General features: G+C 38.8%; 13 protein-coding genes and 1 riboswitch. Of the genes, 6 read left to right on the forward strand and 7 right to left on the reverse strand.

Going from position 1 to position 17695, the window contains the following annotated elements:
- Positions 1-3: 3 nt before the first annotated feature.
- From ACOH2D_RS07890 to ACOH2D_RS07900, 3 genes are all read right to left on the reverse strand, one after another.
- Positions 4-594, reverse strand: coding sequence for a hypothetical protein (locus tag ACOH2D_RS07890; RefSeq protein WP_348038617.1), 591 nt, complete (start codon positions 592-594; stop codon positions 4-6).
- Positions 595-831: 237 nt separating this feature from the next.
- A complete protein-coding gene (locus ACOH2D_RS07895; RefSeq protein ID WP_348038619.1) occupies positions 832-1182 on the reverse strand; it encodes a ribose-5-phosphate isomerase in 351 nt (116 codons plus the stop codon).
- Positions 1183-1378: 196 nt separating this feature from the next.
- The gene (locus ACOH2D_RS07900) at positions 1379-2905 is read right to left on the reverse strand and encodes a sulfatase-like hydrolase/transferase (RefSeq protein WP_449534900.1); all 1527 of its coding nucleotides are present in this window, start codon (positions 2903-2905) and stop codon (positions 1379-1381) included.
- 574 nt (positions 2906-3479) lie between these two features.
- On the opposite strand from ACOH2D_RS07900, the gene ACOH2D_RS07905 reads away from it, so the two are divergent.
- The 5 genes from ACOH2D_RS07905 (at position 3480) to ACOH2D_RS07925 (ending at position 9783) form a co-directional block, all read left to right on the forward strand.
- Complete coding sequence (locus ACOH2D_RS07905; RefSeq protein ID WP_348038625.1) at positions 3480-4754, forward strand: ribonucleotide-diphosphate reductase subunit beta; 1275 nt, start codon at positions 3480-3482, stop codon at positions 4752-4754.
- Complete coding sequence (locus ACOH2D_RS07910) at positions 4755-6545, forward strand: ribonucleoside-diphosphate reductase subunit alpha (RefSeq protein WP_449534901.1); 1791 nt, start codon at positions 4755-4757, stop codon at positions 6543-6545.
- A 291-nt stretch (positions 6546-6836) separates the two neighbouring features.
- Positions 6837-7112, forward strand: a complete 276-nt coding sequence (locus tag ACOH2D_RS07915; RefSeq protein ID WP_348035603.1) for a hypothetical protein — start codon at positions 6837-6839, stop codon at positions 7110-7112.
- Complete coding sequence (locus ACOH2D_RS07920) at positions 7109-7474, forward strand: hypothetical protein (protein WP_348035605.1); 366 nt, start codon at positions 7109-7111, stop codon at positions 7472-7474. The genes ACOH2D_RS07915 and ACOH2D_RS07920 overlap by 4 nt, the downstream gene beginning before the upstream one ends.
- Before the next feature lie 539 nt (positions 7475-8013).
- Positions 8014-9783 (forward strand): aminopeptidase P family protein, encoded by a 1770-nt coding sequence (locus tag ACOH2D_RS07925; protein WP_449534902.1) that lies wholly within the window; start codon positions 8014-8016, stop codon positions 9781-9783.
- 87 nt (positions 9784-9870) lie between these two features.
- Here ACOH2D_RS07925 and dsdA read toward each other — a convergent pair whose 3' ends face one another.
- From dsdA to ACOH2D_RS07945, 4 genes are all read right to left on the reverse strand, one after another.
- Positions 9871-11196, reverse strand: coding sequence for a D-serine ammonia-lyase (gene dsdA / locus ACOH2D_RS07930; RefSeq protein ID WP_348035609.1), 1326 nt, complete (start codon positions 11194-11196; stop codon positions 9871-9873).
- A gap of 217 nt (positions 11197-11413) precedes the next feature.
- The gene (locus tag ACOH2D_RS07935) at positions 11414-12070 is read right to left on the reverse strand and encodes a 7-cyano-7-deazaguanine/7-aminomethyl-7-deazaguanine transporter (protein WP_348035611.1); all 657 of its coding nucleotides are present in this window, start codon (positions 12068-12070) and stop codon (positions 11414-11416) included.
- Between the two features lie 3 nt (positions 12071-12073).
- Positions 12074-12118: riboswitch (PreQ1 riboswitch) on the reverse strand.
- A 112-nt stretch (positions 12119-12230) separates the two neighbouring features.
- Positions 12231-14183, reverse strand: coding sequence for an FTR1 family protein (locus ACOH2D_RS07940; RefSeq protein ID WP_449534903.1), 1953 nt, complete (start codon positions 14181-14183; stop codon positions 12231-12233).
- Between the two features lie 754 nt (positions 14184-14937).
- A complete protein-coding gene (locus ACOH2D_RS07945; protein ID WP_348035615.1) occupies positions 14938-16434 on the reverse strand; it encodes an MDR family MFS transporter in 1497 nt (498 codons plus the stop codon).
- A 401-nt stretch (positions 16435-16835) separates the two neighbouring features.
- Between ACOH2D_RS07945 and ACOH2D_RS07950 the strand changes: the two genes are divergently transcribed.
- Positions 16836-17690 (forward strand): universal stress protein, encoded by an 855-nt coding sequence (locus tag ACOH2D_RS07950; RefSeq protein ID WP_348035617.1) that lies wholly within the window; start codon positions 16836-16838, stop codon positions 17688-17690.
- Positions 17691-17695: the final 5 nt, after the last annotated feature.

The raw sequence follows: 17695 nt of genomic DNA on the forward strand, positions 1-17695 counted from the left end.
TCACTAATTCTGAGCTGGAGGAGTAATCATAATATGCGAACGGTGGGTGTTTGCATCCATCAACCATGGCATCCCTGGTGCTTGAGGCTTGGTTGGTAATCCGGTTTCGAGAGAGGTCATATAAGGTTTGTAAAATACATAGCGAATTCTACTGTTTTTTAGCTCGCCGGTTCCCATATCATAATCCTCTTTTTTAGCCGTAACAACATATAAAGCCGCTGGTGTTTTAGGCATTTCCAAGGTTCCTGCATCGATTTCAGTTTTGCGAATATCACGCTTTTCGGCTTCGGTTTTTCCTTCGGCAACCAGTTCACGACCTCGGCTCATATAAGGTTCTAATTTGTCACTATAACAGGAAACGCTAATTCCATTTCGTTCTGGATCATTGGCTAAACAAATCATTTCGTTGGTGCCTTCGCGCAACGTTATAAGTTCGCCTTTTTGATTGTAGCCCAAAATTTTGGCGCCATCTTGATACATTTCAGGACAGGCATAGAGCGCTGTTTTGATCTGACTTTCTGCCGATGGAATTTGAGATTGGCCAATAGCTGATGAAAAACAAATGAGCGCTGATAATAGAAACAGATTTTTCATAATGAAGGGTTTTTAAATGGACGGATTAAGTTACGAAAGTTATTGGGAATGAGGGATGTGTTTGAAATTGTTTTTTTTTTTAGTCTCAGAATAAGTTAAAACCACGCTAGAATGTTCGTCGGGCTGGTTTGGAACTTTTGTTCATAGAATTGTCTAGTATTGATGTCGTGCAAAAACACTTCTAAAATAAAAGTAAGATTCCTAATTTTTTGTGTATCCCAACAAGACCTTCAAAATTCAATTAAACCAAACCGCATACCCTTCGCGACGTAGTTCCAATGAAATTTGTTCTTCGGCCTTTAAGGCTTCAGCTCTGTTTAAAAAAGGATCAATATGCGTGTAGAGACTTGGCCGTAAATACAATCCGTATTTCTCAACGATATTGGCGGAGAGTTTATGTCCCTTTTTATTGATATAGCCCGTTTTATGCTGAAGGAAACGTTCTTGTGGGGTTTTACTGGTCATGCCAACATAAACACATTGCAGGACACCATTAAACTGAGGATTTGCATTCCTGAATTTTGTGTTTTCGGTAAAAACCCGTTTTGAAAGTTCAATCACATAAATGGTATAAAACGTTTTTGCCATTTGTCTAATTTAGTGTTATTGGGATGAAATCAAAACATTATTCATTCTATACTATTCTTGATTATGACGTTAATGGTGTTTTTTGGCGCCATTGTTGGTGTTTTTCACCAACAATTCTATCTTTCAAAGAATGATTCGTCCCAAAGCACTTCTTAATAGTCAAATATCTATCTAAAATAAAACAGTGCTTTATCGCTTACTTCGGCATAACCAATTCCAATGTATGCTTATATTTTTCAGGATAAAGTGCTTTTTTGCTCTTCAATTCTTGAGATAAAACTGTCATCATCATCTTGAGTTGTTCAGGATTGGTATCCGATAGATCAAGAGCTTCAAATGGATCTTCTTTTAGGTTGAAAAGTTCATAGCGCGGCTCACTTTCTGGTTGATAGTGATAAACGATTTTCCAGTCTGATTTAACCAAGCTTGTAAAATAGTTACTGCGGTGCGCATGAGGGAAATGATTTAAGAAAATCTCATCACGATTCTTGTTTTCCTTGCCATTCAACTGATCCTGCAAGTCATAACCATCCATGATATAATCTTTTGGAGTCGACACATTCGTAAGATGGCTTAGAGTTGGGAAAATATCCAAAATAGAGCCCAACTGTTCTTGAATCGCATTTTGTGCGATAGGTAATTTTTTTTGATTGCTTGCTTGATCATTTGGCGAAACCCAGGCTGCAATAAAGGGCACGCGCATGCCGCCTTCCCAGTGATTTCCTTTTTTACCTTTTAAAGGAGAAGAGCTGCTATAATCGTTTTCAATTGGCAACGGTGCATCTGATCCGTTATCTCCCAAGAATAAGATGATCGTATTTGCTCCTAGTCCCAAATCTTTAACATGTTGCAGGATATCGCCAAGAGATTTGTCCATGCCCTCAATTAACGTCGCATAGGCTTGAGCATCCTTTGATTTCCCTGAATTCACATAATGCTGTGCAAAACGCTGATCTGAATAAAATGGCGAGTGAACAGCGTAATGAGACATATTAAGAAAAAACGGTTTTCCTTCTTCTTTAGCTTGCGAAATGGCCAGATTGGCCTCTAAAGTCAAAGCTTCGGTTAAAAATATATCTTGGCCGTGGTATTTTTCCAAGCCAGGCACTGCTCTTGGTTTATCGCCGCCTGTATGTCCAAAACCTTCCGTGCCCAAATAACTCCCGGGTTGTCCAATCGAGCTGCCGCCGATATTAACATCAAAACCTATATTAAGCGGATTTTCGCCATCACTATCCATCGGCCCAAAATGTGCTTTCCCGACATGGATTGTTTTATAGCCGTTTTGCTGCAATAGTTTCGGAAGCGTTACTGAGGCTTTAGTAAGTCCTTTCCAATTCCAGTTCGTTGGGCCAAATTCTGTACGATTATTGCTTTCAGGATGTACCCAATTCGTTACTCCGTGGCGCGCAGAATTTTGTCCTGTCATAATGGAGGTTCGCGAAGGTGAACAAACCGAATGTGCATAAAAATTTGTAAATCGAGTGCCTTGTTCTGCTAGTTTCTCCATGTTAGGCGTGATGTAAAAGTCATTCAGCGGAAATTTTTCTGGATGGCCCTTCGCGTCGGTTATAAATGGTACTGATGTATCCATAAGGCCCATGTCATCAATCAGAAAGACGATGATGTTTGGTGGGGTAGGTTCTTTTTTTGTGGTAGCACAGGAGGATGTACAAAGCAATATTAACATTGCAACGGCTGAAAAAGGGATTCTTAAATTCATCTTGATCTTTACTTTCTAATTATAATAGTTGTTTAACGAGCGGAACTCACAAAAATACCAATGTTCTTTTTGGGAATTTGAATTAGCTGATTTCTTATTTGTTCTAAATAAAGGACTAAGTGATATTTTTTCAATTTTCTATGGAAATCAGTTTCAATTCCAGTTTACAAAAAATCATCAACATTTACAAGTATAATCACTCATCACTAAATGAAATATGGTCAAAGAAACAATTCTAATCAGTTTCAACATAATCGTAAAAAAAACAAAAATATTGAAGATTCCGAATCCAATAACTGGGCAGTTTTATTAACATTTCCTTCTTTTTAAACTTTTTTAAACCCTAAAAAACCGGTTTTTTCACTCAGAAATACTTGTTGGTTTCCTATCTTTTTCATAGCGTAAACATTAAATTTTTCAAACCTTCTAACTCTCAGTAATTTCGAAATTTCTTCCAATTGTTATCAATTGTTGATAACCATTTAACAACCTTTTGAGGACGCATTCAAAAGTCATTAATAAATTTGACATCTTTACACCTCGTTTATTTTATTAATTCTTAGTCCTTATTCTCATGGAAATTACCCACGTCATTAAAAGAGATTTTCGCACGAAACTCTTTCATTTACAAAAAATTACAGATGCGATATTAAAAGCGATGACCGCTGCAAATCACGGCGGACCTGAAGATGCACAGCGCATATCTGAGATGGTTTATGGAGCACTTCTTGAAAGAAAAACATTGGATGCGAATTATATTCCTACCGTGGAGGAGGTTCAGGATTTTGTTGAAACCAAATTGATGGAAACTGGATTTTTTGATGTCGCTAAAGGATACATTCTTTACAGAAATCAGCAAACCCAAAAACGCAAATTGAACATCTTTGAAAAGCGGATCAATTTAAAGCCTTATGAATATCCTGCACTCTACGAATATGTCCCGGCGATTCGTCATTCGTATTGGATTCATACTGAATTTAACTTTACAAGTGACATCCAGGATTTTAAAACCCGTCTCACAGAAGTAGAGCAAACTGCAATTAAAAACACGATGCTTGCCATTTCACAAATAGAAGTGGCAGTAAAAAGTTTTTGGGGCGATATTTATCACAGAATGCCAAAGCCAGAGATCGGTTCAGTGGGTGCCACCTTTGCTGAAAGTGAAGTGCGCCATCATGACGCCTATTCGCATTTGCTGGAAATATTAGGATTGAATGAAGAATTTCAGGATCTAAAGAAAAAACCAGCCATTATGATGCGGGTTCAATATTTGGAAACCGCTCTTAAAAATGCGAAAAGTGAAGATAACAAAGACTATGCAGAATCAATTTTGCTATTCTCGCTCTTTATCGAACACGTTTCGTTATTCTCCCAGTTTTTGATTATTATGGCCTTTAACAAGCATAAAAACATGCTTAAGGGTATTTCAAATGTGGTGGAAGCTACTTCAAAAGAAGAGCAAATTCATGGCGACTTTGGAATTGATCTTATCAAAATCATCAAAGACGAAAATCCAGATTGGTTCGATGCGGAATATAATGTCATGATTCAAGCCATGTGTAAAGAAGCCTATGCCGCTGAAAGCAGAATTGTGGATTGGATTTTTGAAGATGGCGAACTTGATTTCCTACCTAAAGCAGTGGTTAATGAATTTATCAAAAACCGTTTCAATAATTCCCTTGAAAGCATCGGTATTTCAAAAATATTTGACATCGACGAAAGTCTGATCGCACAAACCGAATGGTTTGATGATGAGATTATCGGTACCAAACACGGCGATTTCTTCGTGAAACGCTCAATCAACTACAGTAAAAGAACGCAAAGTATAACCAGTGATGACCTTTTTTAAATGAACAATCAAAACCAAACCCTCGACACTCAGACTTCAAAAACAATTTCAGAAACTGACAACCTTTTAAACGCTCGAAAGGAAGCGCTCCATCTTACGGGAGAAAATGAACCGAAAGGCTTTGAATGGCTTAATGAATACAGCCGCAGCTTTTTAGGATCAGGTTATTTAAGCCCAGGCGTCACTGCTGAGGAACGCATTCGCGAGATTGCGGACAGAGCTGAGCAAATATTGGGTATCCCAGGTTATTCAGACAAGTTTTATGGCTATATGTCTGAAGGATTTTTCTCTTTGGCATCACCGGTGTGGTCTAATTTCGGTCAGAAAAGAGGCCTGCCTATCAGCTGTTTTGGATCACATATTGGCGACGATATGGGGAACATTCTATACACGCAGTCTGAAGTGGGGATGATGTCTAAACTTGGCGGAGGAACTTCAGGATATTTTGGAAAAATACGTCATCGTGGTGCTGAGGTCAAAAATAACGGACAAGCGTCTGGTGCAGTTCACATCATGCAGTTGTTTGAGTCGATGGTGGATGTCGTGAGCCAAGGTTCCGTAAGACGTGGCCGTTTTTCACCGTATTTGCCAGTGGAACATGCTGACATTATGGAGTTCTTGGAAATCGGTACCGAAGGAAATCCTATTCAGGAATTAACCCACGGGGTCACTGTGACCAATGAATGGATGCAGGAAATGGTGGATGGCGATGAGAAAAAGCGTGCGATCTGGGCAAAAGTATTGCAACGTAGAGGCGAAATGGGCTATCCATATATCTTCTTTAAGGACAATGCCAATAACGCTGCCGCAGATGTTTATAAGGATAAGGACCTTCCTATTTACGCCAGTAACTTGTGTACTGAAATCATGTTGCCTTCCAATGACGATTGGTCGTTTGTATGCGTACTTTCTTCAGTCAATTTATTGCATTATGACAAGTGGAAAGATACAGATGCGGTTGAGACGATGGTCTATTTCCTAGACGCCGTGATCACTGAGTTTGTTGATAAATTGGAAGCTTATCGCGATTCAGAAAGTAGAGAGGACAGACAAACGTTCTTGTTTATGGAGCGCGCTTACAATTTTGCCAAAGATAATCGTGCTTTAGGACTTGGGGTTTTAGGCTGGCACTCCTTATTACAATCGAGAATGCTACCTTTAAATAGCGAAAAGGCTTATAATTTGAACAATGAGATCTTTAAGGTCATCAAAGAAAAATCTTATAAAGCTTCAGAAGAATTAGCGGTAATGTTTGGCGAGCCAGAAGTTTTAAAAGGTTACGGACGACGTAATGCGACGTTGAACGCTATTGCGCCAACTACGTCATCAGCTTTCATTTTAGGACAAGTGTCACAAGGTATCGAACCAATTTGGTCGAATGTGTATGTGAAGGATATCGCTAAAATTAAAACCACCATCAAAAATTCTTATTTAGAGGAATTATTGGAGGAGAAAGGCCAAAACACGCAAGAAGTTTGGAGAGACATCCGTAATAACGACGGCTCTGTACAGCATCTTGATTTCCTAACGGAAAACGAAAAAGATGTGTTTAAAACCTATTCAGAAATTGATCAATTAGATTTGATTTACCAAGCGGCTCACCGTCAGAATTATATTGACCAAGGACAGTCGTTAAATATCATCGTGCATCCAGAAATGCCGGTTAAAGAGATTAACAAAATCCACGTTACCGCTTGGAAATTAGGCTTGAAATCACTTTACTACCAACACAGTATGAATGCCGCTCAAAAATTTGCACAGAAAAAAGACTGCGCAAGTTGCGAGGCATAAGCTTCCTTATTGAGCAGTTGCTTTGAACACTGCAAAATGAAGATTAAAAAGAACAGGTTCACTATTAGTTGAGCCTGTTTTTTTTATTTCATAGACTTTTACACCGCCTTGAGAGCTCTTATTTAGTAAATATATCTTCAACCCTTTCCGTTTTAAGTCTTGGTTCTTGATTCTTTTAGCGAAGCGGTCTTAATTCTTTTTTTTATCACTTGTTAAAAAATTGCAAAACCCCAGTTTCGTTCTTTGTCATTATAAATAAGCCTTATTTTCGCTTGTTGAATTATGTTTAATATGTCACAGCAGATAAATCATGATAATGTTGGAGGTGAAGCTCTTGTTTTAGAGGCTCGAGAAGCAAGGTTGATTTCTGATACTAAAGTAAAAGAAGCTGAACTTAAGCAACTTTTGGAAATCTCTGCTTTGAACAAAAAGTCTTTTTCCGAACGGATGAAAGCCAATCGATTTTGGCTGGTACGCGGTGTTTATTATGCATTCTATTCGGTTTGGATGATCGTAATGACGATCGGCATCGCTATTGCGTGGTTAATTGCGATGTTATTTATATGAAACCTCGACTTCCTTTAAAACTGCTACATGTATATGGATTCTTGTCCTTGGCGGTGTTTTTAGTTGTGCAAAGTCTGAAATTATGTTCTGTTTCAAATCCCAATTGGATTTTCCATCATCTCAATGATTTTTTAGTGATTCCGATGGTGGCAATTGTGGCCTTACATGGCGTTTGGTGGATTAAAAAAGACCATACTATTCGCTTAGATAAGTTTACAGTCTTAAGTCTGGTCGCGCTTTTTTCGATTGTTTTTGAATACTTTCTTCCACAGCAATCGTATCGATATACTGGCGATATTTGGGATGTGGTTTGTTATTTCATGGGAGGACTGATGTTTTATATCTTACAGAAAATCGAATAGAACAGGTTTCAATTTCAATTTCACTTTCAATTTCGATTTCAATTTCAAATTCCGGCCTCCGCAAATGCTTCGGATGGGCAGGCAATTTCACTTTCATTTTCATTACAATGCTCTCTGTGGAACTCTGTGTCTACTTTTATGTAACCCTGTGCAATAATCATTTATGGAACGCTGATTTCTGCTGAATTTCGCTGTTTTTTTTCACACGGATTTTACTGGTAAACACAGATTATTATAAGCGATTGTATATAAACACTTAATAGTTTCACGGAGAGTCAGGAATTTTATGAAATCCTGATTTATTCAAAACTCCCTTTGTGGATCTTTGTGTGGCCTTTGTGCAACTTTAAGTTATAGCTTGTAGAACAATTCTCTCAATAAGATTCCCGCAAATTTCCACAGATAATTGATGCTAACTATTTTATGTTCCATCGTTCCTCAAACCTAACTCCTAATTCCTCATCCCTAATAAATCCTCTTTTATCTTCTTCTATAAAGCAGACTTTCTGTAACTTTAGAGCTCAAAAAAAACACTATTTATGACAGCCCAAGAAAAAGTAGCTTCTCTTAGAGAGGAGATGAAGAAAAATAACATTGATGCCTTTATCGTTTATTCCGCCGATCCACACATGAGCGAATACCTTCCCGCCGAATGGCAAGAACGCACTTGGCTTTCAGGATTTACAGGCTCAGCTGGATTCGTCGTGATTACCTCTGATAAAGCTGGACTTTGGACAGACGGACGTTACTTTACCCAAGCGCCCCTAGAGCTTAAAGGTTCAGGTATCGATTTGTTTAAGGATGGGATAGAAGGAACCCCCAATTATATCGATTGGATTATTTCTGAAACTTCCGAAGGTGCAACGATCGCTGTAAATGGTATCGCTACGTCACATGCCAATTGGGTGGCTTTAGAGGATAAATTGACCAAGCATAAACGTTTTCTGAAAGATTTGCCTTTACTGAAAAATGTATGGACGAAGCGACCTGCACCGAGTAAAAATGCTGTTTTTGTGCACCCAATAGAACTTGCTGGACAATCGGTAACCGATAAAATTGCCGCTATCCGAGAGAAAATGAAGGAAGAAGGCGCTACAGCACACGTGATTTCCAGTTTGGATGATGTGGCTTGGACCCTAAATCTACGTGGAAGTGATGTCAATTGCAATCCTGTGTTTTTAGGCTATATCTTGATGACGATGGAGGAGTGTTTTCTTTTTGTTGATTTATTTAAATTAGATGACGACACCGAACTTCTCATGAAAAAATTAGGAGTGTTCACAAAACCCTACCATAATTTTTTCGATCATCTTGGAATGCTGAAAAACCAATCCATTCTGATTGCGCCCAACAGTAACCAATCTATTTTTGAAACGGTTAAAAATAACAATACAATCATTGAAAAGCCAGTGCCTGGAAATTTGATGAAGGCCGTTAAAAACGAAACCGAGCAGGAAGGATTCAGAACGGTGATGGTTCGCGATGGCGTTGCGATGGTTAAGTTTCTTCATTGGTTGACACATACGGTGGGCAAAGAAGAAATGGACGAATATAGCATCGGTAAAAAACTACTCGAGTTTCGTGCAGAAGGAAAGAATTTTATAGGCAATAGTTTTGGCAGCATTGTCGGCTATAAAGACAATGGTGCGATTATGCATTATTCTGCGGCTTCTGAAGGAAGTAAAAAGATAGTAGATCACGGCAGTATTTTGGTAGATTCGGGTGGTCAATATTTAGAAGGCACCACTGATATTACCCGAACCTTTCCGCTAGGTGAAGTTTCTGATGAATTTAAGAAAGATGCTACCATAGTGCTTCAAGGTTTGATTCATTTGTCCCTGGCGAAATTTCCTAGAGGCACCAAAGGTGTTCAACTCGACGCTTTGGCCCGAATGCCCTTATGGAAAGAGGGGAAAGATTTTAATCATGGCACTGGGCATGGCGTGGGCAGTTTTTTAAATGTGCATGAAGGACCACAAAGTATTCGCAAAGAACTTAATCCAGTGGACTTGCAAGCAGGAATGGTGCTGTCCAATGAACCTGGCTATTATGTAGAAGGTCAATACGGCATCCGTCATGAGAATTTGATTCTGATCAAAACTTGGAAGAAAACTGAATGGAATACCTTTTACGAATTTGAAACCTTGACCTTGTGTCCGTTCTTTAAAAGTATCATTGTGAAAGACTTACTTTCTCAAGAAGAAATTGATTGGATTAATGCCTACCACAAGATAGTTCAAGAAAAACTTGCTCCCTATTTGGATGGCGAAGTCAAGGCATGGTTTGAAAATTTGGTAGCACCGTTATAAGAAAGCGATCATATATAATCTATAGAACTACCCGAAGCGGTGTTTCGGGTAGTTAAATTATGGACCTGTGGTTTTAGGAAACACGTTTTACCTCAGTTGTTTGCGTCCTCTTTCATAAAACGTTTTCCTTTCATACCCTGGAACTAACATACCTCCCGTCGCCCAAACGATATGTGTCGCGTTTTTCATGTTGAGATGATGCATTTTTGCATATTCGGTTTTTTGTGTCCGTTGAGGCCCGATAAATCCTGCCGTTGCTGAAGGTTCTAGAAAGATATTCTCGGAATCTTTTAATTGGGCTAAAAGTTTAAAAAGTTGCTCATCTTCAATAGTGAAAATTCCACTGATCAAATGTTTGCTGATTTCTGTAGCAAAATGCGATGCCCGCCCCACAGCTAAACCGTCGGCTTCTGTTTTATTATCAAGTCCGATATCTTGTACACTGATATGGCTCATTTCGCCGGTAACCAAACCTATTAATACAGCAGGACAATGTGTGGGCTCTACAAAGAAACAGTGCACATGATCCCCATAAATTTGTTTGAGACCAAAAGCGGTACCGCCTGGAGAACCACCAACACCACAAGGTGAATATACGAATAGCGGATGTTCCGCATCGACCTGAATATATTGTTCTTTTAACTGTTCAGCAATCCGGAGTGCGCCAACCGTATAGCCTAAAAATAAATCTTGAGAATCTTCATCATCCACAAAGTGTGCCTTCGGATCGGCTTTGGTTTGTTGTCGTCCGGCGAGAATGGCTTCGCTAAAATCGCCAGCAAACTCGATGATAATGGCGCCCTTTTCACGCAATAAGTCTTTTTTCCATTGTTTAGCATCAGCCGATACGTAAACAGTGACTTGAAAACCTAATTTTGCACTGATGATGCCTATACTTAGTCCGAGATTACCAGTGGAGCCCACACCAATTTTATATTGACTAAAAAACTCATTGAATTTAGGGGAGGTCAAAATACTATAATCATCTTCCATTTTCAATAGTCCTGCTTCAAGCGCTAATTCTTCCGCATATTTCATGATTTCAAAAAAACCACCGCGGGCTTTAATAGAACCAGAAATAGGAAGTTCATTATCACATTTCAGGAATAATCGGCCCTCAATAGCGCCGTTATGCTCATTTAAAAGCGATTTCATCTTTGAAATTTCTCGAAGAGGCGACTCTAGCACGCCATGACTTTTTTCAGTTTCCGGAAAAGCTTTCACAAAAAAGGGAGCAAACCGTGTCCATAATTGTTCGGCAGCTCTCATATCTTCCATAGATATGGAAAATTTAGGTGCAGTTTGCATGGATTCTAATTCCGGATTTAACCAAGAAACAGGTTTTGCCGCTATGATTTCTTGAAGAATAGGAGCGGATTTTATAAAGGCCTCTATTTTATTTATTGGATACATATCGTTGGAATTTTATCAGTAAAATAACTTCCTATTTAGAAAACTTAAAATACGTGATTTTATTCGATTTGTATTCAAATTGAAGCGCATTTTATCAGTTATGAACACTTATGAATTTTTCGGTTTTCATCAACACATCAATAATAACTATCGCTTATTAGGAAACGTTTTACAATTTAAAGTCTAGGTGCTTCTTAATTCTAAAAGCGAAGTGGTGCTAGCTGAGCCTGTCGAAGCTTCTTGCTTCTTTTTTCTGCAATCTTTTCATCACTTGGTCTAAAATGACTTTATAAAGGGGAAGGAAAAACAGCGCGTTGATGACCATTTTAAAAATATAATCGACCGTGGCGATTTCAAACAGATTTTCGGAGAGGTAAGCGTCTGAGCTTTTATAGAATGCAATGATAAAAAACACAAAAGTGTCCATGAAATTTCCAAAAATTGCCGAAGCCGTTGGTGCGTGCCACCACTGCTTGTGCTGTCTGAGTTTATTAAACACATACACATCTAAAATCTGCCCGACCACATAAGCCGAGAAACTGGCAATGGCAATACGAGCCACAAAAAGATCAAAGTGTAAGAACGATTCAAAGCCCAACCATGTGCCGTGACGAAAGCCGACCGTAATTAAATAGGAAACCACCAAGGCCGGAAACATCGCATAAAAAATAATCCGTCGTCCTAATCGTGCACCAAAAAGACGTACCGTTAAATCGGTAGCCAAAAAGATGAACGGAAATGTGAACGCCCCCCAAGTGGCCTTAAAGCCAAATACGGTAATAGGGAATTGGACTAAATAGTTGCTTGAGGCAACAATAACAATATGAAATACGGCCAATAATAAGGCAAGCCGCTGTATTTTTTTGGAAGGCATAAGTGTTTCTTAGTTTTTTAACGTGGGAGAATTTCGAACCACGTGTTCCATTTTGATGACCAATTTGGGGTGCAAAGGTACCTCCTTTTTTAGCCTTTTTGAGTATAATAAGATTTAAATTTCACGATACGACGTCCTATGAATTCTATAGATATTTAGTTCAGGATTTGTTCAGCATAGTCTTTTCAATGCGTTGATTGGTAATTTTGTAAGTGATAAAAATAGCGATCAACAAGCCAGCTTGTGCTAGGATTGTTTCCAAGGTAGGATAAAAGCCTAACCAATCAATGCGGAATAGTGAAGGGATACCGGTTACCGAAATCCAACCACTTTCCTGGAGCGAATGGAAACCTTTGCCCATAAGAATGATCGCTAAGAACACCACAATCCATGAGGAGTATTGAAACAATTGCCGTACAGGAATGCGTTTAGAATATTTTTGAAATAGATAAACCATCGCTGCAATACAAGCCACTGCCGCCAAAACGCCCAAAGCTATAGCTGACTTATTCTCTGGTTCAGATTCTAGATTGATGGCCTGAAGGAAGAGGATGACTTCAAATGCCTCGCGGAAGACCACCATAAAGGAAAACGCCGCCAAGCCGAACATTTTATCTTTCTGAAGATAGCGTCCAATTTTGTTTTCGATGAATTCTTTCCATTTTTTGGCATGGGAATGGTTGTGAAGCCAAAAGCCCACGTAAACCAAGATCACTACGGCAAACAAGGCAATTAAGCCTTCCATGATTTCTCGGTTTTTAGCGCCAAACTGAATGATGTAATCTGAAAGAAACCAACCCGCAATTCCCAAAATAACCGCCGTAATCCAACCACCGTGAAGCCACGGGAGCGCTTTTTTAACGCCCGAAGTACGTATTAATGCCAAAACGACCGCTAATATGAGAAAAGCTTCTAAGCCTTCCCGCAACATAATGGAAGCTGCTAACACAAAAGTCAACCAGTAGTTTAATTTATGGTTTTGTAATATTTGGGAGGCATCATCAATGAGTGTTAATGCTTTATAGGTTTCTTCTTTGAGAGTTTCTACGCCTAAATCTTGTTCAATTGCTTGCCTGACTTTGAGCATTTGCTGCTCAATTTTCAGGGTAAAGGCTGGATTGTTTGCGTTTAATCGGGCTTCTACAGGCTCAATACCTTCCAAATAGGCGGTTAATGCGCTGGTGCGTGCCAAGGTTTTGTTACCGTCGGTATAATTTTTTAATGCAGCATTCAAATGCTCTTTCGCGATACTCAAACTGCTATTGGATTCTTCGCCCGTCGGTACCAATAAGCGTAAGGCTTTTAATTGCAGGGTAGCCTTGCCGGATTTTTCAGAAAGTCTAGCCAGTAATTCATCATCTGAATAGGTTGCCACATCTTTTAAATTCACCTCAGGATATATCTTTTCGAAATGCGCTCTTAAGGCAGTCGTATCCGTTTGATCATCTTGAAACCGTATTGCTTTGATGTAAAATGCCAAATCCCAAAGTTGGTCCTCGGTCAATTCAGAAAAGGCACGCATGCTGGTACCGTTGACACCTAGTTTTATAGTATTGTACGCCTGAAAAGGCGACACCTGGCGCATTAAATCCGAATGGTTAAAGTCGCTAGGAGCAGGGTCAAGACCTTCTGCCCATGGCCCATCGCCATTGCCTTTTGTACCGTGACATGAAGCACAGTTGATCGCGTAGAGTGCTTTTCCTTTTGAGGCATCTGGCCAAAGTGCAGGAGCCGTTTGAATGCCAGTGATTTCAATAAGGCTGTTTCTTATGCGTCGGGATAATTCGCCCACCTCGGTGGCAGATTTTTTTTCTTGAACAAAAATCTTCAGCTGTTCCAAAGCTTCAAGCACGTTTTTGTCCTTTTCTGAAAGAAAGGAACCTTCCTTGGTCAGATCGTAGGCCTGTGCTGAAAACTCGAGCATCTCCTCGTATTCATCGGCATCGACAATTTCCCCGTTTTGAACAGCTTCAGGATAATCTCTTGCAATATAATCCAAGAGATGAATCACGGTTTCGGTGGTCTGGTCATTGGATTGTGAAAAGACGTTGGATGTGGTTATGGAAACTAATATGAAGGCCATCAAAAACCTGATGGAGGACAGGCTATGCATTATTCGCTATTTATAATTAGACTTAATAAGTACAAATATAAACTTTATGAGGATGAAGTAAACTGTTTTTGTAAGGATTTGTTGCGTTGCTTAGGAAGTTTGAGGGAAATGCGCTGCTATTATTTATTTTTCAAGATGAGCATTACGAACAACATTTGGCAACTTAAAAAAATAACTTATTGCTCCAAGATTCAGGATAAGCTTGTTGAATTTAATGTGCATATCAATTAATAAAGAAATAATGGCTTTTCCAAAAAAAAGCCTGTCATTTCAGATCAGATCCAATTTTTGAATAAGGTTACATTTGTGTTTTTTTGACACTAATTTCACGAATTCCGTTGTCTGAAAATACAGGCTTAAATTATTTACTCAAAATTTCACCAATGTAAAAGACATTTCGTCTGTTTGATTTATAGGTTTCAGAGCGGTATATAATTTCCCTTTAATTGCATCTTTTGAATAAGGATACATTTGTGGTTTTTGACACTGATTTCACGGATTTTCACAAATTTGTTCACCCTTTTAATTAGAGACATAAATTTTTTGCTATAAATATGACGAAAGGAATAGACCTTTAGTCTATTTTGATTTATTATATTGTTGCTTGTTTTTTCAGTTTCAGAGCTCCATAGGAGCGGTATGTTAATAGATGGAAATGATGGGATTAGAAAATGAGCTCCCATAGGAGCGGCATATTATTTCACGTCGATTATAAGTTATGAATTAATAACCTATCAAAATATAATCTTCAAAATCAAAATTTGTCGATTTTAGCAAAGTGTTTTGGTGTGAGTACCAATACAATCAGGGTGAGAAGTCCTACGGTAACCAATCCGATATAAACCGTGTGGGTCGAATCAAAAAAAGCGTGTTGCAAATAGGTTTGGACTGTGGGGTCGTGATGGGAAGATTGTAAAACCTCAACCACTTCATTCACTTTTGGTAAAGCATTTTGCAAATTGGCGGGTGCCTCCGTTAATTTATCCAATAACACCGAATTGAAAACAGCGGCAAAAATTGCCGCGCCCAAACTTTGTCCGAAATATCTTGAAAACATGCTTGCGCCCGTTACAACACCTCTTTGTCCCCAATCGACTGTGGATTGGACGCCGACCATCAACGGTGTAGAGATCAAACCGAAACCGGCACCCATGAATAATTGCAGGGCAACCAACGTCGCCACAGAGCCTGGATAAGGAATAAACAAGAAGGCTACAATGGCGATGATGACAATTGAAATGCCACAAAGAGCGGTATTTCTAAATCCAATCCGAAGATACAATTTACCGGAAAGTGCGGATGAAAGTGGCCATGTGATGCTCATGCTCGCCAAAATAAAACCTGCAGTTATCGCGCCAACACCAATGACTGATTGTGCAAAAACCGGTAAAAACATACTTGGGCCCATGGTCAAACACCCCATGCCAATGGTAGCAAGATTAGCGCCGACCAAGACGCGTTTTCGCCATACCCATCTTGGTAAGATCGGACTTTCGGCGCGCGCTTCTATCTTCATAGTTGCTAAAATCAAGAACACCGAAATAACCGCAAAAATGAGGGTTTCATAAGAAATCCAATCCCATGACTGTCCACCTTGCATCAATCCGAACATTATAAAAGCGCCAGTAAGTAGTAATGCTAAAGCACCCAACCAATCAATTTTGGCTTGTTTGATGGGTTTATTTTCTTGAAGAAACATGCTGATCATGATGATCGCACCAATCGCAACGGGGATATTGATTAAAAAGATCCAACGCCAGGAGGCATAATCGGCGAGCGCGCCACCAATAGTTGGTCCTAAAATAGCAGACACTCCCCAAACACTAGAGAGATATCCTTGAATTTTAGCGCGTTCTTCCAGCGTATAAATATCGGCAGCAATAGTGTTGACCGTCGCCATAATAGCACCAGCACCGATGGCTTGAAGCCCTCTAAATCCTATCAAACTGACCATGTTCCAAGCACCGGCACACGTAGCCGAGCCTAAAAGAAAAACAATGATGCCAAAAATGAGAATGGGTTTACGACCATAAATATCGGCTAGTTTTCCATAAATGGGAATGGTAATGGTTTGAATGAGAAGATATATGGAAAATAACCAACTGAATAATGAAAAGCCACCTAAGTCGCCTACAATCTGTGGAATTGCGGTGGCTACAATTGTACCATCCATTGCAGCTAAGGCCATGGTTACCATGATTGCCGCTAAAATCCAGCCTCTATTTGGTTGGCTAGGGGTATTGTGCTTCATAAAATTAATTCCTATTATTTTAATCCGTGCAAAGTTAAAGCTTAATGGAATAATGGATAGTTCTTAGGGATGTTTTGTTTATAAATAAAAACAGATCATTTGTTTTTTGCCGCGCACTCAAATATATGTTTTGATAGTGGTGCACAGCGTAGTGTGCAGTACTTCAAGTAATATCGTAATGATGTTTTTATAAGGATTTTTCTTTCCTATAAAAGTCAAAATATTTCCGTGTGATTATGTACAACAGCACTATTTTTATTGGTAATTTAGGTCATCTTAATTAAATGATTTTTTATTATGGTTGTAACTATTTTAAAAACAGATAGTATAAATTCTGATTTTTATCATAGTTTCTGGGTGTTACAATTTATAATTTTATCATCACTAATATTAACATCGTCATGATATCCATTCTTCTTCCTACCGATTTTTCTGAGAATTCCAAGAATGCCATAACCTATGCCACGGAGTTTTTTAAACATCAAACCGTAGCGTTTTTTTTCATGCACGCTTATTATAATGAAGCTCATAGTTATGATGAAATGGTTTCGCGAGGCGTATTTTATGAGATTGTGGATAGTGTAAGGAATAGATCTGAAAGAAATCTTGAAAACATGGTTGCTGAAATTAAAAAAAGCACGCCTAATCCAAGACACACCTATCAGGTTATTTCATCATATAAAACTTTAGTGGAAGCGGCCAATCTGATTTCTGAAGCAAAAAACATCGACCTCATCGTCATGGGAACCACTGGAAAATCAAATCAACGTCGTTTGAAATTTGGAAGCAATACCTTTCAAGTTTTGAAGTCTGTAAAATGTCCGGTTTTGGCAATCCCTTCTCACTATAAGATGACGGAATTGAAAAATATATTGTTTCCTACAGATTATAGGGTACTGTATAAGGAACGAGAATTAAAGCTGTTGAACACTTTGGCAGAGTCTTACAGAAGTCTTATTACGGTTCTCCATATTTCCAAAAACAAAAAATTGACGGTTAAGCAAGGAGAAAACCAAGCTTTTATTAATAATACCGTAAAGAGTACAGAAGTTGATTTTTGTATCGAAAATAATAAAGATATCGCTTTAAGCATTCAGGAATATATAAAAAACAAAGAGATAGAACTTTTGGTTATGGTCAATACCCGTCACTCATTTTGGGAAAAAATTCTGCTTGAGTCTACTATAGATCACATCGGCATCGATCTCAAAATTCCGTTGTTGGTCCTACAAAATGCTACACGTTCCTTAAAGTGAATTAA

It is taken from the genome of Gelidibacter sp. (genome assembly GCF_053579655.1).